The sequence below is a fragment of the Novosphingobium umbonatum genome, assembly GCF_004005905.1.
Taxonomy (GTDB): domain Bacteria; phylum Pseudomonadota; class Alphaproteobacteria; order Sphingomonadales; family Sphingomonadaceae; genus Novosphingobium; species Novosphingobium umbonatum.
This window is the reverse complement of record NZ_SACO01000005.1, coordinates 194,386-217,207: the sequence shown is the minus strand read 5'-3', so window position 1 is coordinate 217,207 and position 22,822 is coordinate 194,386. Positions and strand designations below refer to the sequence as shown.

Genomic DNA, 22,822 nt, shown 5'->3' with positions numbered 1-22,822 from the left:
TTGAGCCAGCCTCCCCGCCTCGTGGTCACTGCCGATGATTTCGGCGCCGCGCTGGCGGTGAACGAAGCGGTGGAGCGCGCCCATCGCCATGGCATTCTGACTGCCGCCAGCCTGATGGTGGGCGGGGCCGCGGCGGAGGATGCTGTGGAGCGGGCGCGGACCATGCCCGAACTGGGCGTAGGGCTGCATATTGTGCTGGCCGATGGCGCGCCGATCTTGCCGCCCGATCAGGTGCCCGCCTTGGTGGGGCCGGACGGGCGCTTTCACGCCTCGATGCTGCGCACGGCTTTGGCCATAGCTTTCTCCCCCGCAGCCCGCGCGCAAATGCAGGCCGAGGTTGCCGCGCAATTTGCAGCCTTTGCCGCCACGGGCCTGCCGCTGGACCATGTCAACGCGCATAAGCATTTCCATCTGCACCCGATGATCGCCTCGGCCATCATAGCGGAGGCCAAGCGCTATGGCCTAAGCGCCATCCGCATGCCGGCGCAGGCCAAGGGCGGTATGCTGGCATGGTGGGCGCGGCTGTTGGCGCGGCATTGGCGCGCGCAGGGGATGGTCACCAATGATACGGTGATCGGTCTGGCCGAGACAGGGGCCTTCACCCCGCAACGCATGCAGGCCGCACTAAGATCCCTGCCCGCTGGCCTGACCGAGCTTTACACCCATCCCGCCACCGCCAATGCCTATGCGGGCAGCGCCAGCGGCTATCTTTATACCGAGGAACTGGCTGCTCTGACCGATCCGGCGGTGATCGCTTTGGCGTCCACCATCGAACGCGGCCCCTTCGCCCACTTTGCGGGAATGGCTGCATGAGCGCGGCGCTCCTCTCCCCGCTGCTCGCCGTGGCTTTGGCACAGGCTGCACCGGAGCAGGCCGCAGAACCGCCCCCCGCACCGGCCAGCCCCGCTCCGGCCAGCGAATCCAGCCCCCCCGCCCCGCGCCATGACAGCGACCCGCTCGAAGGGCTCAACCGCATCAGCTATGCGATCAGCCAGCCCTTTGACCGCTTTCTGATCCGCCCCGTGGCCATTGTCTATCTCAACGCCGTGCCCGAACCTTTGCGCGATGGGGCGCGCAATGCGATCAACAATTTGTTTCAACCGGTGGGCGTGTTCAACGACATCTTGCAATTGCGCCCCCGCCGCGCGCTGCGCACCACGGCGCGCATTGTGATCAACACCACTTTGGGCATCGGCGGCCTGTTCGACATTGCCAAGCGCAAGCCTTTCAACATCCCCGACCGCGACAATGGCTTTGCCGATACGCTGGGTTATTATGGGTGGAAGGCTGGCCCCTATGTCTATCTGCCGATTCTGGGCCCCACCACTTTGCGCGATATGGCGGGCGCGGCGGGGGATTATTTCAGCCAGCCGCGCGTGCTGGGCTTTGTGTTGCATCCCAGCAGCAAGAAGTCGATTTTCCGGCGCAAGCTGAAGCTGGGCAAATATAGCCAGATCATCGCCGCGGTAAACGGCGTGGACGAAAGGGCGAGGGCCGAACCTGCGCTGGTGGCGCTGAAAAAACAGTCGGTTGATCCTTATGCGGCGCTGCGCTCGGCCTATTTGCAAAACCGCGAGGCAGAGATTGCCGCGCTCAAAGCCAAGGATGGCGTGCCCGCGCAGGTCCCAGCTCTGGACGATCCGTTGGAAGACCCCGAGGCCAAGGCGCCTAAATCCCCCGCCGACGCACCCGATATTCCAGCACCGGCCAACCCAGCAGCGCCAGACCAAACACCACATCCCGCAGGCGCAACACCAGACTGAGCGCCAAGGCTTGCGGCGCGGCCAGCCCCATGGCGGCCCCTGCCACCACCGCGCCTGCCTCCTGCATCACCAGCCCGCCGGGGATGAAAAACAACACCACCCGCGCCGATGTCGCCGCGCTCTCAACCGCCAGCGCGGCAAATAGCGAGAGGTGAAAGCCCAGCACTTGCCCCGCCACCCACATTTGCACCGCCGACAGGCCCCATGCCAGAAAATGCAGGCCAATCGCCAAAGGCATGCCGGTTTTCTGCCGCGCCAATTCGCGCCGCATCAAATGCCATTCCGCCCGCAGCCGCCGCCCCTGGCGCCCATGCCAAAAACGCGCCCAAAATCCGCTGCCCCGCAGCCAGCGCCATACCGCCCAGCCCAAAGCCAGCAGCAACAGAGCCGCGACCGCCAAAGACCCCTGCGGCAGCCCCTGCCGCGCCGCCGACATATCGCCTCCACCGCGCCACCATGTCCAAAGCACCCAGCCTGCAAACAGCAGATAGGGGATCTCGGCCAGAATTTCCGCGCTCATGTCCAGAGCACGCAAGGCAATCGCCGCCCGCCCCCGCCCGCCCAGCAGGACCACCATGCGCGCGCCCACCACCTCGCCCAGACCGGGGGGAAAGATCAGCAGATTATGCGCGGCGTCACGCACCATGCGCGCCACCAGACTATAGCGGAACGGTATGCCGACTTTCAGCGTCTGTTGCGCCGCCGTGCAGAGCAGGATCGCCAGAAACTGCACCGGCAGCACCGCCGCCACCGCCCAAGGGTCCATCCGCCCCCAGGCCTGCACCAGCATCTGCCGCAAGCCGCCATTGCCCGCCACCGCACCGATCAGCACCAGCAGCAGCAAGGCAGGCGCCACAATCGGTGCCCAGGGACGCGGGGAGTTTTTAGCCAGCATGGCCCTGCCCTAGACGGCCCTCGCCCTTGGTTCAATTTCATTGTGAACGCGCGATTTTTGCGCCAAGAACCATGGCTGTGATCTTGACCGGTGCCATTCTCTCGCTTGTGCGTCATGCCGCCCGCCATGCTTGGGCCGTGATCGCGGTCAGCCTTGCCCTGTTGGCGGCGGCCACATTCTATGTGGCGGGCCATTTCGCCATGAGTACCGACACCGGCACCCTGATCAACCCCGACACGCCATGGCGACGGGATGGGGCGGCGGTGGAAGCAGCCTTTCCGCAGTTGAAAGACGCGATTGTCGTGGTGGTGGACGGGCAAACGCCCGAATTGGCCGAAGATGGTGCAACGCGCCTGTATGATGCGCTGCAAACCGCGCCCAATGCCCCGTTGGAGAGCATATCGCGCCCCGATGGCGGCAGGTTCTTTGACCAGAACGGCCTGCTCTTCGGCGATCTGGCGCAGGTGCAGAGCGCGACCAAAGCCTTGATCGATGCGCAGCCGATGCTGGGCGGTCTGGCGGCGGATACCAGCCTGCATGGCATTGCCAGCACGCTGGACACTTTGGCCAAAGGCGCGATGGACGGCGAGCAGGACAGCAGCCGTCTGGCCACGCCTTTGGGCCGATTGGCCGATGCGGTGGAAGCCAAGCTGGCGGGCAAGCCAACCTATTTCTCATGGACCAGCCTGTTTGGCGCCAGCACCGGCCCCTTGGCACCGCCCAAGCGACGCCTGCTGATCCTGCATCCACGGCTGTCCTATGGCGATCTGGAACCGGGCGCGGCGGCAGTGGCGCTGGTACAGGATCAGGCGGCCAAGCTGGGCGTCGATGCTGCCCATGGGATGCGAATTGGCATCACCGGTGAAGTGCCTTTGGCCGACGAGGAATTTGCCACCATCCGCGAAGGCATGGGGCTGATCGGCGCGCTGATGCTGGGGGCGATGCTGGCCTGCCTGTGGCTGGCGGTGCGATCGGCGCGAATGGTGGGCGCGATCATGGCCACCATTCTTGTCGGGCTGGTGATTACGCTGGCGCTGGGTCTGCTGGCGGTGGGGCGGCTCAATGTGCTGTCGGTGGCGTTTATTCCCCTGTTCGTCGGGCTGGGGGTGGATTTCGGCATTCAGGTGGCGGTGCGTTTCAACGCCGAAAGGCGCAGCGGGGCCGACATGGCCGAAGCGCTGACCCGCATGGCCAAGGCTCTGGGCGAGCCATTGGGGCTGGCTGCGGCGGCGATCCTGTTGGCTTTGGCCGCTTTTCTGCCCACCGATTACACCGGCATTGCCGAATTGGGGATCATTTCCGGCCTGGGCATGGTGGTGGCGCTGCTGCTCAATCTCTCGCTGCTGCCCGCCCTCTTGGTGCTGCTGCGCCCTGCCCCTCCGGCGCGGGACGTGGGCTGGGCCGGTGCCGCGCCGCTGGACCATTGGCTGCACTGCCACAGACGCGGGGTGGTAACGGCCTTTGTCGCGGCGATGGTGCTGTCGATCATCGCCCTGTTTTGGGTGCATTTCGATTTCAACCCGCTGCATCTGCGCGATCCGGCCACGCCCGCCATGCGCGAGATTACCACGCTGACCCAAGACCCCGACCGCACGCCCAACAGCATCAGCCTGCTGGCCCCCAATGCCGAAGCCGCCGCCGCATTGGCGCGTCAATTGGCGCAAAATCCGGAGGTCGCCCAAGCCATCACCGTGGACAGTTTCGTGCCAGATGCCCAGCCTTTGAAGCTGGCTTTGATCGAGGATGCGGCGCTGTTGCTGGATGCCACGGTCAATCCCTTTGCGTTGGACGCGCCCATAGCCGATGATGCCACCACCGTGGCCGCCCTGCGCCAAGCCAGCACCGCGCTGCTGGGCTTGGCCAAGGCCCGCCATGATGCCACCGGCGCGCAGGCCGCAAGGCTCGCCTCGGCGCTGGCCCGCCTTGCCGCCGCCACGCCCGAAAAACGCGCGCAGGTCAGCGCCATGCTGGTGCCCCCCTTGGCGCAAACTATGGCCAAGATCCGCGCCTCGCTCTCGGCCAGCACGATCACGCGGGACAATCTGCCGCCCGAAATCCGCAACGCATGGCTGGCCAAGGATGGGCGCGCGCTGGTGCAGGTTACCCCTTCCGGCAATGGCGCGGATAATGCCACGCTGGAACGCTTTACCAAGGCCGTGCTGGCCATCGCGCCCCATGCCACCGGTCTGCCGGTGGCCACACAGGCAGCGGCGCAGACCGTGGCCCATGCTTTCATCGTGGCGGGCATTCTGGCGCTGGCGCTGGTGTCGGGCCTGCTCTGGCTGGTCTTGCGTTCGCTGCGCGAGGTGGCCTTCACGCTGGCGCCGGTGGTCCTGTCGGGCTTTCTCACTTTGGGCACTTGCGCGGTGATCGGCCAACCGCTCAATTTTGCCAATATCATCGCCTTTCCGCTGCTGTTTGGTGTGGGCGTGGCGTTTCACATCTATTTCGTGATGGCGTGGCGGCAGGGGTTCAGCGATCTGCTGCAAACCAGCCTTGCCCGCGCCGTTTTATGCAGCGCTTTGGCCACCGGCAGCGCCTTTGGCGCGCTGACCTTCAGCCAGCATCCGGGCACGGCCAGCATGGGGCTGATCCTGATGATCTCGCTGGTGTGGACGCTGGTTTGCGCGCTGGTGTTTGAACCGGCGCTACTGGGACCTGTCGCTATAGCGCCGCCCGCGCAAGAGGATTAAAGGCAGCCCGTGATGACCGATTCCCGCAAGCTCCTCCTCGCCTCGATCCATGATGTTGGCCCGCGCGCCGAAGCGCAGGTGGACCAATTGGCCGATCTGCTTTCCAGCCTGCTGGGCGGTCCCAATTTTGCCATGCTGGTGGTGCCCGACCATTGGGGCGAGGCTCCCTTGGCAGGCAATGCCGCCTATCAGGCCAAGCTGCGCCATTGGGCCGATCAGGGGATCGAGATGTTCGTGCATGGCTGGTTCCACAAGGATCTGGCCCAACATTCGGGCATGGCCGCGTTCAAGGCCAAGCATATGACCGCCAGCGAGGGCGAATTTCTGGGCCTTTCCCAACGCGAGGCGGCGCAGCGCATGGCCGATGGGCGCAAGTTGATCGAGGACATTATCGGGCGCGAGACGGCGGGCTTTATCGCCCCTGCATGGCTTTATGGCGATGGCGCCCGCGCCGCACTGGCCGAGGCGGGCTTCCCCTTGGCCGAGGACCATATGCGCGTCTGGCGCCCCACGACTGGCGAGGTTTTGGCGCGCGGGCCGGTGGTCACCTGGGCCAGCAGGACCAAGGGCCGCCAGCTATCCTCGCGCTTCTTTGCAGGGCTGGCCCGCCACGGGCTGCATGGGCTGGATGTGGCGCGCATTGCGGTGCATCCGGGCGACACCACGGTGCCCGCCTTGCTGGATTCGATTCGCGCCACCTATGCCAGCTTTGCCCGCCGCCGCCGCGCGGGCCGCTATGGCGAACTTTTGCACAAAGCGTAAAGCCTGCAACAAAGATGCTGCGTTCAGCAACAGTTAGGCTACAGCGCCCTAATTCCGCCGTCTTCGTGCCGCACTGGCGCAAAGACCAAATTCCTGCCAAGGCGCCGCGATGATGAGCGACAATCAGCCCGACTCGCAAGGGCAGCCCGACCCGCAAGGGGAACCGCGCCAGCCTCGGCCTCAAGAAGCGCGAGATATGTTCACCGATACGCTTGCCCATGGTGAAGCCCCCGTTCCCCCCAAGGGGCCGGCCCCACTGAACGAAATCGCGCTGGAGGCCGAAGAGGGAAAGAGCAATCGCCCGCGCCTGTCGGCTTTGTTCAGCACTTTGGTCTCGCTGGCCATGCTGGTGGCGGTGGGTTGGGAAGCGCATAAGCTGGACATCCATGGCATTATCGACACGATCCCGCTCAGCGCGCCTTTCTGGATCGTATTTGCCGCCAATTACCTGATCCAGCCCCTGTCCGAATGGCTGATCTATCGCCGCCTGTGGGGCCTGCCATTCTCGGGCCTTGCCGCGCTGCTGCGCAAGATGGTGTCGAACGAATTGCTGCTGGGCTATCTGGGCGAAGTGCAATTTTACGCATGGGCGCGGGCCAAACTGTCTATGGTGACGGCCCCCTTTGGCGCGATCAAGGATATGACCATCCTGTCCGCGCTGACCGGCAATCTGGCGACGCTGGTGATGCTGGTCTATGCTTGGCCCTTCGTGCAATCGGGTCAGATGGGGCATGACACGACCAAGATCTTCACCGGCCTTGGTTTTGTGCTGATCACCTCGCTGGCAATCCTGCTGTTCCGGCAAAAGCTGTTCAGCCTACCGCGCCGCGAATTGCTGTTGATCTCGGGCGTGCATTGCCTGCGCATTGGTGCCTATGTCGGGCTGACCGCACTGATGTGGCATTATGCCCTGCCCGATCAGCCCTATGACATCTGGCTGGTGCTGGCGACGTTGCGTATGCTGGTGTCGCGCCTGCCCTTCTTCCCCAACAAGGATGTGGTGTTTGCAGGGCTGGCCATCCTGATGCTGGGCAATGATGCCGCTGTCTCGCAATTGCTGGCCATGGTGGCCGCGCTGCTTTTGATCACCCATCTATGCGTGGGCGCGATTTTCGCCACGGTAGATCTCATCTCGGGAAGGAAACGCTGATGCTTTTGTCACTGCTCTTGGCCGCAGATGCTCCGGTCAAAACCGCTGTGCCGATCCCTTCCTCGCCCGAATTGGGCAAGGCGGAGGGTAAGTGCCGCCCCAATGAGGCAGGCCCCTCCTTTCTGGTCAGCGTCAACGGGTTGAAGGACCGCAAGGGCCACATCAAGGTCGAGGTCTATCCGGCCACCGATGCCGATTTCCTTCAGGATGACAATATTCTGGTCTATCAGGGCAAGACCTTCCGCCGCGTGGAGGAAGAAGTGCCGCAGACGGGGCCGGTGCAGGTTTGCATCCGCGTGCCCGCCGCCGGTGCCTATGGGCTGACCGTGCTGCATGACCGCGACAATAACCGCAAGATCAGCCTGTCCCAGGATGGTTTCGGCGTGGCCAATGCCCAGCATTTCCGCTGGTCCATGCCCAAATTGCCCGCCGCGCGGGTGGTGGCTGGGGCGGGTCCGACGCGTATCAATATCACGCTGGCCTATCGGTCCAGCCTGATCTCTTTCGATCCGATCAAACCCTGATCCGATAGCGACAGGAGGGGGCCTGATGCGGATCGTCGACGTTTGCGCTTTCTACTCGCCATGGGGCGGGGGCGTAAAAACCTATGTCGAACAGAAAATGCGGATCGGGCCGGAACTGGGCCACGAGATCATCATTCTGGCCCCCGGCGACCGGCATGAGGTGATTGAGCGCGGCCCGATGGCGCGGATCATCACCATTCCCGAACCGCGCTTTCCGCTGGACCGCAAATATTGGTATTTCAAGGACGAGGCCGTCCTGCATGCCACAATCAGCGAACTGGAGCCGGACTTCCTCGAAGTCTCATCCCCATGGCGCAGCGCCAGCATGGTGGCGCGCTGGCCGGGCAAAGCGCCGCGTTCGCTGGTGATGCATGCCGATCCGCTCTCGGCCTATGCCTATCGCTGGTTCGAACCGATCATGAGCCGCGAGAGCATCGACCGCCGCTTCGAGCCTTTCTGGAAGCACCTGCGCGAGCTTGGCACCAGCTTTGACCGCGTGGTTTGCGCCAGCGCGGAATTGCGCGAAAGGCTGGAGGCAGGCGGGGTGGAAAACACCGTGCTGCACCCCATGGGGATCGAGGCGGGCCTGTTCAGCCCCGCCCGCCGCAGTGCTGCGCTGCGTCGCCGCTTGCTGGACCTTTGCGGCCTGCCCGAAAGCGCCAAATTGCTGATCGGCGTCGGGCGGTTGAGCCCTGAGAAGCGCTGGCCGATGATTGTGGATGCCGTGGCCGCGGCCAGCACCGGCTTGCCCATCGGCATGGTCATTCTGGGCGGTGGCGGGCAAAAGACGCGCATCCTGAAACAGATTGCGGGCAATCCGCATATCAAGCTGCTCAAGCCCGAAAAGGACCGGTTGAAATTCGCCACCATTCTGGCCAGCGCCGATGCACTGATCCATGGCTGCGAGGCGGAAACTTTCTGTATGGCCGGTGCCGAGGCGCGGGCCAGCGGCGTGCCGGTGATCGTGCCCGATCGCGGCGGCGCGGCGGACCATGCGCGCGGCGGGGCGGGCGTCACCTATCGCGCGGGCAGCGCGCTATCGGCGGCGCAGGCTACGCTCAAGCTGCTGCATAATCTGCCCAAAACGCCGCAACCGGCGGAAACCACCACCACGCAGGGCCATTTCGAAGGCCTGTTTGCCGATTATGCGCAAGTGTTGGCGGACAAGATGCTGCCCGCTTGAATTTGCTCATACGCGCTTCTGCCCCCTTGCCTTGGGGCCCGGCTTGGCCTTTGATCCGCGCCGAATTTGATGATTTCTGGCAGGAGACAGTGATGCGTAACGTTTGGCTATCGGGACTATCGGGCGTGGCGCTGCTGGCCCTTGGCTCCCCCGCGCTGGCCGCCCCTGCGCCAAGCCCCGAGGCCATTGCCGAAGCCGCACTGAAAGAGGCCCCCGTGTGGGATGGGCATAATGACGTGCCCGAACAATTGCGCAACCGCCGCAAGAATATGCTGGCGGGTTTCGATTTCCGCGACACGACCAAGGAGGTTGGCGAAGACCTCTGGGGCAATGGCAATATGGGTCAGGCTTCCGCCGCCCCGCGCAAGGTGGACCCGATGCAGACCGACCTGCCTCGCCTGCGCAAGGGCAAGGTGGGCGCGCAATTCTGGTCGGTCTATGTCTCGGCCAATCTGACCGAGCAGCAGGCGGTGCAGGCCACCTTTGAACAGGTGGATGTGATGAAGCGCGTCATCGCGGCCAATCCGGCCGACATGCAATATTGCGACAATGCCGCCTGCGTGGAAAAAGCATGGAAAGCGGGCAAGATCGCCAGCCTGATGGGCGCAGAGGGCGGCCATTCCATCGGCGGCTCGCTGGCCGTGCTGCGCCAGCTTTATGGCGCGGGCGTGCGTTACATGACGCTGACCCATTTCAAAAACAACTCTTGGGCCGATAGCGGCACCGACGCCCCCGCACATAATGGCCTGACGCCTTTCGGCAAGGATGTGGTGCGCGAGATGCAGCGTCTGGGCATGCTGGTCGACCTGTCGCATGTCAGCCAGAAGACGATGCTGGACGCGCTGGACGTGGCCGGTGCGCCGGTGATCTTTTCCCATTCCAACGCGCAGGCCATTTCGCCCCATCCCCGCAATGTATCGGACGATGTGCTGGACAAGGTGAAAGCCAATGGCGGGGTGGTGATGGTCAATTTCTTCCCCGGCTATATCAGCAAGGGGCAATATGTGTGGAATGCCGACCGCGCTGGTGAAATGGCCCGCCAAAAGGCGCTGCATCCCGATCGCCCCGATCTGGCAGCGGCGGCGCTGAAGGCTTGGGAAGCCGCCCATCCCAAGCCGGTGGCAACCTTGGCCGAAGTGGCCGAGCATATCACCCATATCGCCCAGCGGATCGGCACCGATCATATCGGGCTGGGTTCGGATTTTGATGGCGGCTCGGTGGGTCTGGCGGGCCTGCCCGATGTGTCCGCCTATCCGGCGCTGTTTGTGGAACTGGCCAAGCGCGGCATGGGCAAGGAGGATCTGAAAAAGATCGCCAGCGGCAATATCCTGCGCGTTTTGAAAGCGGCGGAAAGCTATGCCGCCGCGCATAAGGGCGATGCCGCAATCGAAAACCCCACCAGTTTCTAACAACAAAAGGGGCGGGAGTTTCCCCCCGCCCCTTCTCCTCTCAACTGGGTGATCGCTCAGCTCGCCAAGCGCAGCGCCGGAGCCGCCTCGCCCGCAGGCTTGGGCTGGTCCGGCCAGATGCCGCGCGTGTCATAGACAATCTTGTCCGCCCGCTCGGCCAAAGGCACAACCTTGAAAATATCGTGATCGACCAGCACGATCAGGATGTCGCATTCCTCCAGCGCTTCATCCAGATCGATGGTCTTGGCGCCCGTGCCGTCAAACTCATTGGGCAATTGGGCCGCATAGGGTTCGACAATGCTCACTCGCTCGCCATATTTGCGGGCCAAGGTCACCGCCACCAGCCTTGCGGGGCTTTCGCGGAAATCGTCAATATTGGCCTTGAAGGCCAAACCAAGGCAGGCGATCCGCGCCTTGGGATGCTGGGCAATCAAGGCATCGGCGCGGCCAATCACATGGTGGATCTTGCCATCATTCACCCCGCGCGCGGTGCGGATCAAAGGCGTTTCCATGGGCGCGCTGGCCACGATGAACCAAGGGTCCACCGCGATGCAATGGCCGCCCACGCCGGGGCCGGGTTGCAGGATATTGACGCGCGGATGGCGGTTGGCCAGCTTGATCACCTCCCACACATCCAGCCCCATCTTGTCAGCCACGATGGAAAGCTCATTGGCAAAGGCGATATTCACGTCGCGATAGGCGTTCTCGACCAGCTTGGTCATTTCCGCACTGCGCGCGTCCGTGGCGATGCAGGTGCCGCGCACGAAAAGCTTGTAAAACGCCAGCGCCTTGCGCGCACAACGCGGGGTAATGCCGCCAATCGAGCGGTCATTATGCGCCAGTTCCTCCAGAATGCGGCCCGGCAGCACGCGTTCGGGGCAATAGGCAATGGCAATATCGGGCGTTTCGCGGGTGCAGCCGGGGACTTTGAGGTCCGGCCGCATATGCGCGATCAAGTCGCGGATTTCCTCGGTCGTGCCCACCGGAGAGGTGGATTCAAGGATCACCACATCGCCCTGTTTCAACACCGGCGCCACACTGCGCGCGGCGGACAGGACATAGGAAATGTCGGGCTGATGATCCGGCCCGAAAGGCGTGGGCACGGCAATGATAAACACATCGGCCGGCGCCACGCTCAGCGAGGCTTTGAGCAGCCCGCGCTGCACCACCGCCTGCACCAGTCCGTCCAGATCCACCTCTTCAATATGGATCTCGCCACGGTTGATCGTATCCACAACATGCTGGGAAACATCCACGCCATGCACATGGCAACCGGCGCGTGCAACAATCGCGGCGGTGGGCAATCCGATATAGCCCAGCCCGACGATGCAAACATCCGGCTTATTGTCCGATTTCATGCCCCCCAAACTCCTGACCAAGGGTTTCCACGATCCGGCAGGCGGCATGCCCGTCCCCAAAGGGGTTATGGGCGCGCGCCATGGCCTCGTAGGCGTCTTTATGGTCAAGAAGATTGAAGATTTCGGAAACGATTCGCGCAGAATCTGTGCCCACCAAACGCGCAGTTCCTGCTTCTACGCCTTCGGGCCGCTCCGTAGTTTCCCGCATAACCAGAACCGGCTTGCCCAGCGCAGGGGCTTCCTCCTGCACCCCGCCGGAATCGGTCAGCATGATCTCCACCATGGACAGCAACCGCGCGAAATGTGGGTAATCGAGCGGCTCGATCATCGCCACATTATCAAGGCCTGCCAAAGCCCCGTCCATCACCGCCCGCACATTGGGGTTGGGGTGGACGGGAAAGATGATTGCCACATCGGGCCGCGCGGCGATCTGGCGGATGGCATCGGCAATCGCTTCCAGCCCGCCGCCGAAATTCTCGCGCCTGTGGCTGGTCACGCCAATGATGCGCTTGCCTGCAAAACGCGCGGCCAGATCATCCAGCCCGCTGGCCAAAGCCGGTTCAGCCTCGATCCGGCCCAGCACCCAATGCAGCGCATCAATCACCGTATTGCCGGTCACTTTCACCCGCGCCGCATCCACATTCTCGCGCAGCAGAGCGGCCTCGCTGGTGCTGGTGGGCGCAAAATGCAGGCTGGCGATGGAGCCGATGATCTTGCGGTTCACCTCCTCGGGCCAAGGGTGATAGATATTGCCCGAACGCAGGCCCGCCTCGACATGGTCCACCGGAATCTTGCGGTAATAGGCGGCCAGAGCGCCCGCCATGGCGGTGGCCGTATCGCCCTGCACCATCACGCGGTCCGGCTGCTCGGCATCCATCACGCAGCCCAATTCGGTAATCAGCGCGGCGGTCAGCCCGTCGAGCGTCTGGTTGGGGCGCATCAGGTCCAGATCATGCTCGGGCGTGATACCGGCAATTGCCAGCACCTGATCGAGCATGGAGCGATGCTGGGCTGACACGCAAACCACGGGAGCGAAACGCGGATCGGCTTTTAACGCCGCCACCACAGGAAACAATTTGATCGCTTCAGGCCGCGTGCCGAAAATGACGAGGATTTTGGCTGGGTTGGCGGCTTGGGTCATGGTCTATCCATCTGCTTTACGGTCGTTTGAAAGATCGCATAGCAGCATGGGGTTAACCATAGGATAAGCCGCCCTTAATTACACCAGTTGCGCCGATGCCCCGTCCAGCGCTCGGCCAGACCTTCCTGCACCAGAGCCTCGCCCAGACTATGCCCGCCGCGCGTCAGGCTGCGCAGGGCGCGGCCATAGCGGTCTGTATCGCGGCTTTCGGTGGAGGCGATGGTGAAAGGGCCAGCGTTGAGCAAGGCCAGCAAGCGATCCCGCGCCTGATCACCCAAAGCTTCCTCGCTATCACATTGGGGATGGCTGATTTCGGGGGCGTTAATATCGGCAATGCGGATCTTGGTGCCCTGATACCAGATCGTATCGCCATCCACCACGCAGGTCTCGCGATGGGTTCCCTTGCAGATGGTGAACAACCCGCTTTCCCGATCCTGCGCATTGGGCTGCAACACCGCTGTCGGCCCCTGCCCTAAAGGCTGCTGGCCCGAGCCGAACCATTGTTTCCAATGGGTGCTGCCGGTTACCAGCGCAGCCACTGCCGCCACACCCAGCGCCAGCGCGCCCATACCGCCCTTGCGACGGGGGCGCTTGGGGGCGTGGCTCCAATTGTCATTCCAACCCGACGACATGAGGCAGGCTCCCGAGGATTACAGCGAAAGGAACAGGCCGGCCAAAGCCGCGCTCATCAGATTGGACAGGCTGCCCGCCACCAAAGCCTTCACCCCCAGCTTGGCAATCAAGGGCCGCTGGTTGGGGGCAAGGCTGCCGGTCACCGCCATCTGGATCGCGATGGAGGAGAAATTGGCAAAGCCGCAAAGCGCGAAAGTGATGATGGCGGCGGTCTGGGGCGCAATAGCCGTATCCTTGCCCAGATCGATAAAGGCCACAAATTCGTTGAGCACGATCTTGGTGCCGAACATGCCGCCCGCACGCATCGCCTCGGCCCAATCGGGCGCGCCCAGCAGCCAGAAGATCGGAGCAAAAACATAGCCCAGCAAGCGCTGGAACGACAGGTCATCCACGCCGAACCAATGGCCCACGCCCGACACCATGCCATTGGCCAGCGCCACCAGCGCCACAAAGGCCAGCACCATCGCGCCCACCGCCACAGCCAGACGCACACCGGTCTGCGCGCCCTCGCTGGCCGCCATGATCAGATTGGCGGGACGTTCGCCCTCGGCCTCCACCGGAGTCACCACTTGGTCAGGCTCGCTTACCGCGCCTTTTGGATCGGGCATGATGATCTTGGCCATGCAAATGCCGCCCGGCGCCGACATAAAGGCCGCCGCCACCAGATAATCGATGCGGATACCCATGCTGGCATAGGCGGCCAGAATGGTACCTGCCACGCCCGCCATGCCCACGGTCATCACACAGAACAATTGCGCAGGCGTCAAGGCGGCCAGATAGGGGCGGATCACCAGGGGCGCCTCGGACTGGCCGACAAAAATGTTGCTGGCCGCGCAAAGCGATTCAATGCGCGAGACGCCGGTGATCTTTTCCAGACCGCCGCCGATCCACTGGATCACCAGCGGCATGATGCGCAGATAATACAGGATAGAAATCAGCGCGGCGAAAAAGATGATCACCGGCAACGCCGAAATGGCAAAGCTGGCCCCGCCAATTTCCGGCTTGGCCAAGGGGCCGAACAGGAAATCCACCCCCGCATGAGCATAGGCCAACAAAGCCGAAACCCCGCCCGCCACCTTCTGCAAGGCTGCATTGCCCGCGGGCACATAGAGCACCAGCGCGGCAAAGCCCGCCTGCAAGCCAAAGGCAGCAAAGACCACGCGGGGCCGGATCGCCCGCCGGTCCGACGACAGCACAAAAGCCACGCCCAGAATAAGCAGCATGCCAAGCAGGCTATGGATTATATGCATGGGTATAAAGAATCCCGTAAAACGCTCAAAGGCAGGACCGTAAAGGCCCGCAGCGCCTATCGCAAGCGCCGCGCAACATGATCGGCCACACGCAATTTTAATGCGCGTCGATACGCCCCAGCATGCGGAAAAAGAAGGAGGTGGACCATCCCAGCAAGATAATGCCCAGAATGCTTTCAAACGCGCCCATCAACCGCCAATCCATGGCAATATGCGCGTCGCTGTAACCCACGGTGGAATAGGAAATGGTGGAAAAATAGAGCGAGGGCTCCAACCCCTTGACCGCCCCCACCGCCAGATAGACCAGCGCAAAGGCCCAGATCTCCGCCCCGTGCAGCGCGGCAATCGCCACCACAATCCCCAGCGTGAACAGCACCCCGCGCGGCGACAAGGGCTTGATATGGCGCAGACGTTCGGTGTTGATCTCTGTGCGCAAGGCGCGGGTCAGGCCAAACAGGCCAAAGCCATGGATGATGACGCAAACCACCACCATCACGCTGGAAACAAAGAATTGCAGGATCATCGGATCATTCATTCGCTGATCATGCCCGCCCCGGCCCTGCGCGTCCAGTCCATGCTCAACGCGGCAGCTTGATCTCGAACAGGCTGGGCCATTCCTTGCCGGTAACATAGAGTTTGCGCGTGGCCGCATCATAGGCAATGCCATTGGGCACCTGATCCTGCCCATAGGCGCCGGTTTCACGGTGCAGCGCGGACAGGTCGATCCAGCCTTTCACGCGGCCTGTTTCAGGGTCGATGCGGGCCATGCGCTCGCTCATCCACACATTAGCGAGGATCTCGCCTTCCACCCATTCCAATTCGTTCAGCATGGGCACGCCAATGCCGCCCGCCGTCACGGTAAGCGTGCGCGTCACGCGGAAAGTGGCCGGATCGATGAAGCGCAAAGTATCGCTGCCATCGCTCATCACAAGGCCGCTGGGCGTGGCGGCCATGCCCCAGCCCTCGCCCAGATAGGTGAAGCGGCCTTGGGGGGCAAAATCCTTGGCGGAAAAGCGAAAGCCGATGCCATCGCGCCATGTCAGCATCAATATCTGGCCATGCCACGGGGCAATGCCTTCGCCAAACAAGGGGCGCGGCAGATTGACCTGCGCCAGCACCTTGCCGCTGGCCATGTCCACCCGCCGCAGGCTGGAGCGGCCCTCCATGCCGGTGCTTTCGAACAGCTGCCCATGGTCGATGAACAGCCCTTCGGTATAGGCGCGGCGGTCATGCGGCAGGCGGCGCACAATCTGCGCCGCCGCCACCGGAGGCTCCGCCGCCCCTGACTTCCCCAAGATGCCGCGCCCGCTTTGGGCATAGGTGATGCCAGCGCCCAATAGCGCCAGCCCCACACCCAAACCGAGCGCGATGCTTCGCATCAGTCGCGCAGCAGTTCGTTGATGCCGGTCTTGGCGCGGGTCTGCGCGTCGACGGTCTTGACGATTACGGCGCAATAGAGGCTGGGTCCGGGCGTGCCATCGGGCAAAGGCTTGCCGGGCATCGAGCCGGGGACCACCACCGAATAGGGCGGCACGCGGCCGATATGCACTTCGCCGGTGGCGCGGTCGACGATCTTGGTGCTGGCGCCGATGAATACGCCCATCGAGAGCACAGCGCCCTCACCGATGATGACGCCTTCCACCACTTCGGAACGCGCGCCGATGAAAGCGCCGTCCTCGATGATCACGGGACCGGCCTGCAAAGGCTCCAGCACGCCGCCAATGCCCACGCCGCCCGACAGGTGCACGCCCTTGCCGATCTGGGCGCAGGAGCCGACCGTGGCCCAAGTGTCCACCATCGAGCCTTCGCCGACATAGGCGCCGATGTTCACGAAAGAAGGCATCAGCACCACATTCTTGCCCACGAAGGAACCAGCGCGGGCCACAGCGCCCGGCACCACGCGGAAGCCGCCTTCGCGGAACTTGGCATCGTCCCAGCCGTCAAACTTGCTGGCCACCTTGTCAAAGGCCGGAGCGCCAGCGGCGCCATTGGCCACCACCGCATTGTCGTTCAGGCGGAAGGAGAGCAGCACGGCCTTTTTCAGCCACTGGTTGACCACCCATTCGCCGTCAATCTTTTCCGCCACGCGGGCCTCGCCCGATTCCAGCAGCGCGAAAGCGGCCTCCACATGGGCGCGCACATCGGCGCTGGCAGGTGTCACATCGGCGCGCGCTTCCCAAGCGGCTTCGATCGCGGCGGCAAGATTGGCGGTATCAGTCATGGTCTGGGGGCCTTTATTCCATGGATCAGACATCTGGGCGCCTCGACGCCCGCTTTGGCCCTGTCGCCTATCGCCACTTGCCGCGCATAACAAGCCCCCGCAACAAGCCTGTCCGGCGATCCACCCCAACATGGTGGCAGATCGCCACCAAATAGGCACTATCCCGCGTTGTGGCTGCTTGGCTTGGTAACCATACTGTGCCAAGCATCTGTCGGGGGTCTTTTCTCGGGTGCGACACATCCGGGGCAACGGACATGAAGCAGGGGACAGTGACAGATTCGCAAAGCGCGGCAGCCAAGCCCACACGGCTGCGGCAGGTTATCGAGCGCCTGCCTTTCACCGGCCTGATCGGGGCGGGACTGGCTGGCCTTGCCGCATGCGGCGGCGGGGATACGGGCGGTGTTAATTCCACGCCCGGCACGGCGACTGCCACTGCAACGGCTACTGCCACTACGACCTCTACGGCGACAGCGACGGCCACCGCAACTGCCACTGCTACAGCAACTGCCACCGCGACACCAACGGCGACCGCCTCAGCCACGGCAACGGCTACGGCTACGGCTACGGCTACGGCTACGGCTACGGCTACGGCCACACCAACCGCAACCGCCACCGCGACGGCAACCCCTACCGCAACGGCGACCGCCACGCTGACGCCCACCCCCAGCGCCAGTTTCCTGACCAGCGAATATTACCGCTCCACCGGCCCGTCCCAGCATGGCGCGATCACCGCATGGGCGGCAGGGGCCAGCGGCGCGGGCGTGAACATCGCCATCATCGATTCCGGCATCAACACCAGCAACAGTGAATTTTCCGGCCGCATCTCCTCCTATTCCGCCGATCTGGTCGCCTCGCGCGGGCTGACCAATGCGGACGCAGACCATGGCAATATGGTGGCCCTGATCGCGGCGGCCGCGCGCAACAGCATCGGCATCGAAGGCATTGCCTATGCCGCCACCATCACCGCCCTGCGCGCCGACAGCGTGGGCAGCTGCGCCACAACCGATGGTTGCAGCTTTAACGACAATGTGATCGCCAGCGGCATTTCCACCGCGATTGCCGCAGGGGCCAAGGTGATCAACATCTCGCTGGGCGGATCAACGCCCAGCTCCGCCGTTACCCGCGCCATCACCAATGCGGCTAGCGCGGGCGTGGTGGTGGTGGTGTCCGCCGGCAATGATGCCGCCGCCAATCCCGATGATTTTGCCATCGCCCTGCGCGCGGCGGGCAATGGCAATGTGATCATCGCCGGATCGGTGGGCAGCACCAACACCATCTCCAGCTTCAGCAATCTGGCCGGTACCGAGGCGGCCTATTATCTGGCCGCACGCGGTGAAGCGGTGTGCTGCCTGTATAGCGGCAGCGCGCTGGCCACCACGGTGCAGAATGGCTCGACCTATGTGACGCTCTATTCCGGCACCAGTTTTTCCGCGCCGCAGATCACCGGCGCGGTGGCGCTGTTGTTGCAGGCCTTTCCCAATCTGACCGCGAAACAGGCGGTGCAATTGCTGCTAAGCACCGCCACGGACGCGGGCACCACCGGCACGGACAGCACCTATGGCGCGGGCATCCTGAACATTGCCGCCGCCTTTTCCGCGCAGGGGGCGACTTCTCTGGCGGGTACAACTTCGCAAATCGCCTTGTCCGACACCAGCGCGGTGACATCGGCGGCCATGGGCGATGCGGCCAGCGCAGCTTCGCTCTCGACCATGGTGCTCGATTCCTATGGCCGCGCCTATGCCGCCAATCTGGCGACCGGCCTGCATGCGGCGCAATTGGGCCAGAAACTGACCGGCGCGCTGACCAATCGGGCGCAATCCTTCAGCGCGGGTGGCGGCCGACTGGCCATGGCCTTCACGGTGGATGCCTCGGCGCGTCAGTTGGCGCCATGGACCGGCGCGCTGCATCTGGCGCAGGATGATGCATTGGCGGCCAAGCTGCTGGCCTCGCGGGTGATCGCCCGTCTGGCGCCGGGGCTGGATATGGGCTTTGCCTTTAGCCAGAGTAGCGATGGACTGGTGGCCAGCCTGCAAGGGCAGGACCGCCCTGCTTTCCTGATCGCCAGCAATCCACTGGAGGATACCGGCTTCCTGCGTGCCGCCGAGCAGTCCTTGGTGGTGCGCCGCGCCTTGGGGCAATGGGGGCTGACGCTTTCGGGGCAACAGGCCTATGCTTTGACCGGCGCGTCATGGCGGCAACAGGGACTGGTCAGCGACCGCGACAGCCGCGCACTTGTGCAACGTTTCGGCATGGCACTGGACCGGCGGCACGGGCAGGTCGAAGGCTCACTGGGCGTAAGCTGGATGGCGGAGAGCGATGGCGTGCTGGGAGCAAGGTTCAACCGCGCGCTGGGTCTGCATGGGGCCGATACGATGTTTGTCGATGCCAGTCTGGGTTGGCGCCCGCATCCCGATTTCCATTTTGGCGCGGCTTGGCGACAGGGCTTTACCCGCGTGCGGGGGGCGGAACTGGTGGGCGCAGGCTCGCATCTGCTCAGCAATGGCTGGGTGGTGGATGGCAGCATCGACAACTTCTTTAAAGTCGGCGACCGATTGGCCCTGCGCGTCTCGCAACCCTTGCGCGTGGCGGCAGGGGGGGTGAATTTCCATCTGCCCGTGGCCTATGATTATGACACGGGCGCGGTGTGGGGCATGCGGCGTTTGGGACTGGCGCCAAGGGGGCGCGAGGTGGATGCCGAAATGGCGTGGTCTTTCCCGCTCAAACAGGGATCGGCCAATCTAAACCTGTTCTGGCGCAGCCAACCGGGCCATTTTGCGAGCCTGCCCGATGATCAGGGGATCAGCATGAGCTGGCGACGGGCTTTCTAAATCCCCGCATACCACTGGTAACCGGCCACATCCTCCCAATAGCCACCCTTGCCGCCATAAAGACCGGCAAGGCTGGCGCGGGCCTCGATGCGGGTGACATATTTGGCCTGCTTATAACCCAATTGCCGCTCCACCCGCAGGCGCAGGGGCGCGCCATGTTCCACCGGCAGGGGTTGGCCATTCATGCTCCACGCCAGAATGGTTTGCGGGTGGAAAGCGTCGATCAGGTCGATGCTCTCGTAATAGGGGTCCTCACCCGTGCGGTCGGCGCAGTGAAAGACGATATAGCGCGCCTGTGGCAAAAGGCCCGCCAGTGACAGGATGCCGCGCAACTCCGGCCCCATCCACTGGCCGATCGCGCTCCAGCCTTCCACGCAATCGTGGCGGGTGATCTGGCGGCGCTGGGGCATGGTTTTCAAGGCTTGGAGCGGAATATCGAGCGGGCGGCGCACCAGCCCCTCCACGCGCAGGCTCCAGCGGGAGAAACCTTGATTGGCATGGGCAATCCAGCCGTCATCCTCTGGCATCGTATTGCCATTGGCGCGGAATGTGGGCGAGATTTCGCGGGCAGAAAACTCCCGCGCCAAGGCATGGCGCGAAACCAGCAGGCGCTGGGCGGGCAGATGTAGGCCCGCCGCCCTCTCCACCCAGCCGTCCACCGCAGGTTGCCGCACCAGCTTGTCGCAGCCCGATAGCAGCAAGCCGCCGCCCACTATCATGCTCCGGCGCGTGATCATGGCGCGTCCTCTTCCGACGGATGGCTGGGCGGCACACGCATATGGCCGGTGATCATGCCGCGCATCTGGTTCAACGGGCCAGAGGCCAACACCATCACCAGATGCACCAGCACAAACAGCACCAAGCCAGCCATGCCAATGAAATGCACCGAACGCGCCGATTGCCGCCCGCCGAACATATCCACGATCCACGGCAGCCCCGCATCCACCCCCGGCGCCATGGCAAGGCCACTGGCGATCATCAAAGGCAACAGGCCAAACAGCACGCCAGCATAGGCCAGTTTCTGCACCACCCCATAATGTTCCGCCAAAGCGACCGGCAGGCGCAAATGGGCGCGCAAATCCCGCCAGATCGCCAAAGGATGCCACTGCGCCCGCGTGATATGCCAATCGCGCCAATGGCCATTCACCAACGACCAGAGCAAATAGGCCAGCAGCCCCCAAGCCAACACCAAAGCCCCCGCCAGATGCCAGCTACGCCCCAACGCCAGATCATAGGTGGAGGGCAGCGTGACCCAACCCGGAAAGGCCAGCGCCAGTTCCGCCCCATCGCTCCCCCGCGACAGGCCCAGCACGCCGGTGGTTTCCCATGTGCGGTTCATCAGCGTGACCCCGCCGTGGTTGCGCCCCGCCGCATCAACCCACGCACCGATCTCCAGCCATGCCGCATCATCATTGGCGCCATAGGCACCCCAATAGAGGCGAGGATGGGCGTTGAAGATCATCAGCCCGCTCATCACCATCACCAGCATCACCAGCGCATTAAGCCAATGCCACAGCCGCGTGGACAAACAATGGCGGCGGATCAGGCGCGGTTGGGGCGTGGCGGTATCGCGCCTGATCAACGCATGAAAGGGCACTTGATCGGGATAGTCGTCCATAGGCCCTGCTCGGCTGCTGTATCGGAGGCGAGACTAGCCACCAAAAAGCGGGCGGCGCAAGCGGCTTGATGGCGGTCAACCCGCCCCAGAGGGCAAGAGATCGCGGATCAATACTGATTAGACATCTTGCGAATTATTTATACAGTTCTTTCATCTTTTGGAAATAAACCAAGGGAGGGATTGTAAAACCATGCCTATGCAAACACCCTTTTGCGAGTTGCAAGACCAGCTACACCAAAGCGTTAAAAGTGAAAGCAAGGTTCAGGAAGCGCCCCCCTCCCTGCGCAAAAGCCTCCGGACCCGCGCTTTTGTGCTGCTGACTTTAGGCGCGGCGCTGGGTTGGGTGCTGCCTGCGGCCTGGCAATGGCTGGGACATTAGCCGGAGCCCAAGCCCTTGCACCTAGTAACAATTCCGGAGAAATCTACGATATAACACCTATAATGCCCAATAAAAATACCAACCAGAATTATCATCCACCTATCAAGCACCTTTACTGAGAAATCGCTCACCAGATTTAAGAACCGGACGCTAGGCAGCGCCAACGCATGATGCAGGCAGCAAAGGATGCTGCTCTATGCGTTATCGCCTAAATCTCGCGCTATCCGCCCTTCTTCTGGGCAGCGCCGCAACGCCTGCACTGGCCCAAGGGCCCGCGCATGGTTTTGTGCCTATGGGAGAGGTGGTCGATGCGCCCTTTGGCTATAGCGAGATGTGCGAATCCGCCCCCGCCCTGTGCCAGAGCTTTGCCTCCTCGGCACAAGCCGCGCCTGCGCCCATGCTGGCCAATGCCGCCGGAACACTGCTGACCCAGCCCACCGCCGCTCTGGCCGAAGGCACGCTGGATCAGGCCGCCACGCCTTTGCTGGCACAAAACGACGAACCCGCCCTGATGGCGGCGCTTTATCGCGTCAACCTGCGCGTGAACCGCGTCGTGGCGCAAAAGACCGACATGACGGTTTACGGCCGCGAGGAAATGTGGCGCCCCAGTGGCACCGGCCCGCGCGCTGCTGGCGACTGCGAGGATCTGGCGCTGGAAAAGCGCGTGGAACTGCTGGGGCAGAACTTCCCCGCCGATCGCCTGTTCATGGGCATCGTCTATAGCCGTGCATCGGGTGTGCACGCCGTTCTGGTGGCCCGCATGGCCCAGGGCGATCTGGTGCTGGACAACCGCACCAACACCATCACCCCTTGGGACGCCACCGGTTATCGCTGGCTGTCGATCCAGACCCCCGGCGCTCCTGCCGAATGGCATCTGGCGGGCTGATAGCCCCCCCCCCAACCATGGCGCGAGGCGCCGGTTAACGGCTGGTCACACTTCGCTCTCTCTTTGCCGCATGATTATTGTTGCCTGTGCCGAATTGGTACAGGCACAACAAACCAAATCGGCACGACG

General features: G+C 63.4%; 20 protein-coding genes. 10 read left to right on the top strand and 10 right to left on the bottom strand.

All coding sequences use genetic code 11. The annotated features are described in order from the left end of the window. On the top strand, positions 1-813 hold the full coding sequence (gene hpnK / locus EOE18_RS09120) for a hopanoid biosynthesis-associated protein HpnK (RefSeq protein ID WP_127708633.1): 813 nt from the start codon (positions 1-3) through the stop codon (positions 811-813). After that, complete coding sequence (locus EOE18_RS09115) at positions 810-1,763, top strand: MlaA family lipoprotein (protein WP_127708630.1); 954 nt, start codon at positions 810-812, stop codon at positions 1,761-1,763. Before hpnK ends, EOE18_RS09115 begins: the two co-directional genes overlap by 4 nt. Here EOE18_RS09115 and EOE18_RS09110 read toward each other — a convergent pair. After that, the gene (locus EOE18_RS09110; RefSeq protein WP_127708627.1) at positions 1,669-2,658 is read right to left on the bottom strand and encodes a lysylphosphatidylglycerol synthase domain-containing protein; all 990 of its coding nucleotides are present in this window, start codon (positions 2,656-2,658) and stop codon (positions 1,669-1,671) included. The genes EOE18_RS09115 and EOE18_RS09110 overlap by 95 nt on opposite strands. 71 nt (positions 2,659-2,729) lie before the next feature. On the opposite strand from EOE18_RS09110, the gene EOE18_RS09105 reads away from it, so the two are divergent. The 6 genes from EOE18_RS09105 (at position 2,730) to EOE18_RS09080 (ending at position 10,379) form a co-directional block, all read left to right on the top strand. Beyond that, positions 2,730-5,351 (top strand): MMPL family transporter, encoded by a 2,622-nt coding sequence (locus tag EOE18_RS09105; RefSeq protein WP_127708624.1) that lies wholly within the window; start codon positions 2,730-2,732, stop codon positions 5,349-5,351. 12 nt (positions 5,352-5,363) lie between these two features. Further along, a complete protein-coding gene (locus EOE18_RS09100) occupies positions 5,364-6,113 on the top strand; it encodes a DUF2334 domain-containing protein (protein ID WP_127708621.1) in 750 nt (249 codons plus the stop codon). Between the two features lie 196 nt (positions 6,114-6,309). Beyond that, the gene (locus tag EOE18_RS09095) at positions 6,310-7,263 is read left to right on the top strand and encodes a hypothetical protein (RefSeq protein WP_246027348.1); all 954 of its coding nucleotides are present in this window, start codon (positions 6,310-6,312) and stop codon (positions 7,261-7,263) included. Beyond that, the gene (locus EOE18_RS09090) at positions 7,263-7,787 is read left to right on the top strand and encodes a DUF2141 domain-containing protein (protein WP_127708618.1); all 525 of its coding nucleotides are present in this window, start codon (positions 7,263-7,265) and stop codon (positions 7,785-7,787) included. Before EOE18_RS09095 ends, EOE18_RS09090 begins: the two co-directional genes overlap by 1 nt. A gap of 25 nt (positions 7,788-7,812) precedes the next feature. Further along, entirely contained in the window at positions 7,813-8,970 is a 1,158-nt protein-coding gene (locus tag EOE18_RS09085; RefSeq protein WP_127708615.1) for a glycosyltransferase, read from the top strand. 92 nt (positions 8,971-9,062) lie between these two features. Continuing rightward, on the top strand, positions 9,063-10,379 hold the full coding sequence (locus EOE18_RS09080) for a dipeptidase (RefSeq protein ID WP_127708612.1): 1,317 nt from the start codon (positions 9,063-9,065) through the stop codon (positions 10,377-10,379). Between the two features lie 56 nt (positions 10,380-10,435). Here EOE18_RS09080 and wecC read toward each other — a convergent pair whose 3' ends face one another. From wecC to dapD, 7 genes are all read right to left on the bottom strand, one after another. After that, positions 10,436-11,737 carry a UDP-N-acetyl-D-mannosamine dehydrogenase gene (wecC, locus tag EOE18_RS09075; RefSeq protein ID WP_127708609.1) on the bottom strand — a complete coding sequence of 434 codons (1,302 nt, stop codon included), beginning with the start codon at positions 11,735-11,737 and terminating at the stop codon, positions 10,436-10,438. Beyond that, positions 11,721-12,878, bottom strand: coding sequence for a non-hydrolyzing UDP-N-acetylglucosamine 2-epimerase (gene wecB, locus EOE18_RS09070; protein ID WP_127708606.1), 1,158 nt, complete (start codon positions 12,876-12,878; stop codon positions 11,721-11,723). Before wecB ends, wecC begins: the two co-directional genes overlap by 17 nt. A 74-nt stretch (positions 12,879-12,952) precedes the next feature. Further along, the gene (locus tag EOE18_RS09065) at positions 12,953-13,510 is read right to left on the bottom strand and encodes a thermonuclease family protein (protein ID WP_220445990.1); all 558 of its coding nucleotides are present in this window, start codon (positions 13,508-13,510) and stop codon (positions 12,953-12,955) included. Positions 13,511-13,528: 18 nt separating this feature from the next. Then, a complete protein-coding gene (locus EOE18_RS09060; RefSeq protein ID WP_127708603.1) occupies positions 13,529-14,761 on the bottom strand; it encodes a NupC/NupG family nucleoside CNT transporter in 1,233 nt (410 codons plus the stop codon). A 97-nt stretch (positions 14,762-14,858) separates the two neighbouring features. Then, positions 14,859-15,296 (bottom strand): ion channel, encoded by a 438-nt coding sequence (locus tag EOE18_RS09055; protein ID WP_164852715.1) that lies wholly within the window; start codon positions 15,294-15,296, stop codon positions 14,859-14,861. Positions 15,297-15,339: 43 nt separating this feature from the next. Then, positions 15,340-16,140 (bottom strand): glutaminyl-peptide cyclotransferase, encoded by an 801-nt coding sequence (locus tag EOE18_RS09050; protein WP_127708598.1) that lies wholly within the window; start codon positions 16,138-16,140, stop codon positions 15,340-15,342. Next, complete coding sequence (gene dapD, locus EOE18_RS09045) at positions 16,140-16,982, bottom strand: 2,3,4,5-tetrahydropyridine-2,6-dicarboxylate N-succinyltransferase (protein WP_127708596.1); 843 nt, start codon at positions 16,980-16,982, stop codon at positions 16,140-16,142. The genes EOE18_RS09050 and dapD overlap by 1 nt, the downstream gene beginning before the upstream one ends. 269 nt (positions 16,983-17,251) lie before the next feature. On the opposite strand from dapD, the gene EOE18_RS09040 reads away from it, so the two are divergent. Continuing rightward, positions 17,252-19,810, top strand: coding sequence for a S8 family peptidase (locus EOE18_RS09040; protein ID WP_127708593.1), 2,559 nt, complete (start codon positions 17,252-17,254; stop codon positions 19,808-19,810). On the opposite strand, the gene EOE18_RS09035 is transcribed toward EOE18_RS09040, so the two are convergent. Continuing rightward, positions 19,807-20,547 (bottom strand): molybdopterin-dependent oxidoreductase, encoded by a 741-nt coding sequence (locus tag EOE18_RS09035; RefSeq protein ID WP_127708590.1) that lies wholly within the window; start codon positions 20,545-20,547, stop codon positions 19,807-19,809. The genes EOE18_RS09040 and EOE18_RS09035 overlap by 4 nt on opposite strands. Then, positions 20,544-21,428, bottom strand: coding sequence for a cytochrome b/b6 domain-containing protein (locus tag EOE18_RS09030; RefSeq protein WP_127708588.1), 885 nt, complete (start codon positions 21,426-21,428; stop codon positions 20,544-20,546). Before EOE18_RS09030 ends, EOE18_RS09035 begins: the two co-directional genes overlap by 4 nt. Positions 21,429-22,003: 575 nt before the next feature. On the opposite strand from EOE18_RS09030, the gene EOE18_RS09025 reads away from it, so the two are divergent. Then, positions 22,004-22,693 carry a transglutaminase-like cysteine peptidase gene (locus EOE18_RS09025; protein WP_127708584.1) on the top strand — a complete coding sequence of 230 codons (690 nt, stop codon included), beginning with the start codon at positions 22,004-22,006 and terminating at the stop codon, positions 22,691-22,693. Positions 22,694-22,822 lie beyond the last annotated feature (129 nt).

Excerpts from the sequence above, each read along its gene's own strand:
- wecC (WP_127708609.1), bottom strand. The coding sequence starts at position 11,737 with ATGAAATCGGACAATAAGCCGGATGTTTGCATCGTCGGGCTGGGCTAT.
- EOE18_RS09065 (WP_220445990.1), bottom strand. The coding sequence starts at position 13,510 with ATGTCGTCGGGTTGGAATGACAATTGGAGCCACGCCCCCAAGCGCCCC.
- EOE18_RS09030 (WP_127708588.1), bottom strand. The coding sequence starts at position 21,428 with ATGGACGACTATCCCGATCAAGTGCCCTTTCATGCGTTGATCAGGCGC.
- EOE18_RS09105 (WP_127708624.1), top strand. The coding sequence starts at position 2,730 with ATGGCTGTGATCTTGACCGGTGCCATTCTCTCGCTTGTGCGTCATGCC.
- EOE18_RS09090 (WP_127708618.1), top strand. The coding sequence starts at position 7,263 with ATGCTTTTGTCACTGCTCTTGGCCGCAGATGCTCCGGTCAAAACCGCT.
- EOE18_RS09035 (WP_127708590.1), bottom strand. The coding sequence starts at position 20,547 with ATGATCACGCGCCGGAGCATGATAGTGGGCGGCGGCTTGCTGCTATCG.
- EOE18_RS09055 (WP_164852715.1), bottom strand. The coding sequence starts at position 15,296 with ATGAATGATCCGATGATCCTGCAATTCTTTGTTTCCAGCGTGATGGTG.
- EOE18_RS09025 (WP_127708584.1), top strand. The coding sequence starts at position 22,004 with ATGCGTTATCGCCTAAATCTCGCGCTATCCGCCCTTCTTCTGGGCAGC.
- EOE18_RS09095 (WP_246027348.1), top strand. The coding sequence starts at position 6,310 with ATGTTCACCGATACGCTTGCCCATGGTGAAGCCCCCGTTCCCCCCAAG.
- EOE18_RS09110 (WP_127708627.1), bottom strand. The coding sequence starts at position 2,658 with ATGCTGGCTAAAAACTCCCCGCGTCCCTGGGCACCGATTGTGGCGCCT.
- EOE18_RS09100 (WP_127708621.1), top strand. The coding sequence starts at position 5,364 with ATGACCGATTCCCGCAAGCTCCTCCTCGCCTCGATCCATGATGTTGGC.
- EOE18_RS09085 (WP_127708615.1), top strand. The coding sequence starts at position 7,813 with ATGCGGATCGTCGACGTTTGCGCTTTCTACTCGCCATGGGGCGGGGGC.
- EOE18_RS09080 (WP_127708612.1), top strand. The coding sequence starts at position 9,063 with ATGCGTAACGTTTGGCTATCGGGACTATCGGGCGTGGCGCTGCTGGCC.
- dapD (WP_127708596.1), bottom strand. The coding sequence starts at position 16,982 with ATGACTGATACCGCCAATCTTGCCGCCGCGATCGAAGCCGCTTGGGAA.
- EOE18_RS09115 (WP_127708630.1), top strand. The coding sequence starts at position 810 with ATGAGCGCGGCGCTCCTCTCCCCGCTGCTCGCCGTGGCTTTGGCACAG.
- EOE18_RS09060 (WP_127708603.1), bottom strand. The coding sequence starts at position 14,761 with ATGCATATAATCCATAGCCTGCTTGGCATGCTGCTTATTCTGGGCGTG.
- EOE18_RS09050 (WP_127708598.1), bottom strand. The coding sequence starts at position 16,140 with ATGCGAAGCATCGCGCTCGGTTTGGGTGTGGGGCTGGCGCTATTGGGC.
- wecB (WP_127708606.1), bottom strand. The coding sequence starts at position 12,878 with ATGACCCAAGCCGCCAACCCAGCCAAAATCCTCGTCATTTTCGGCACG.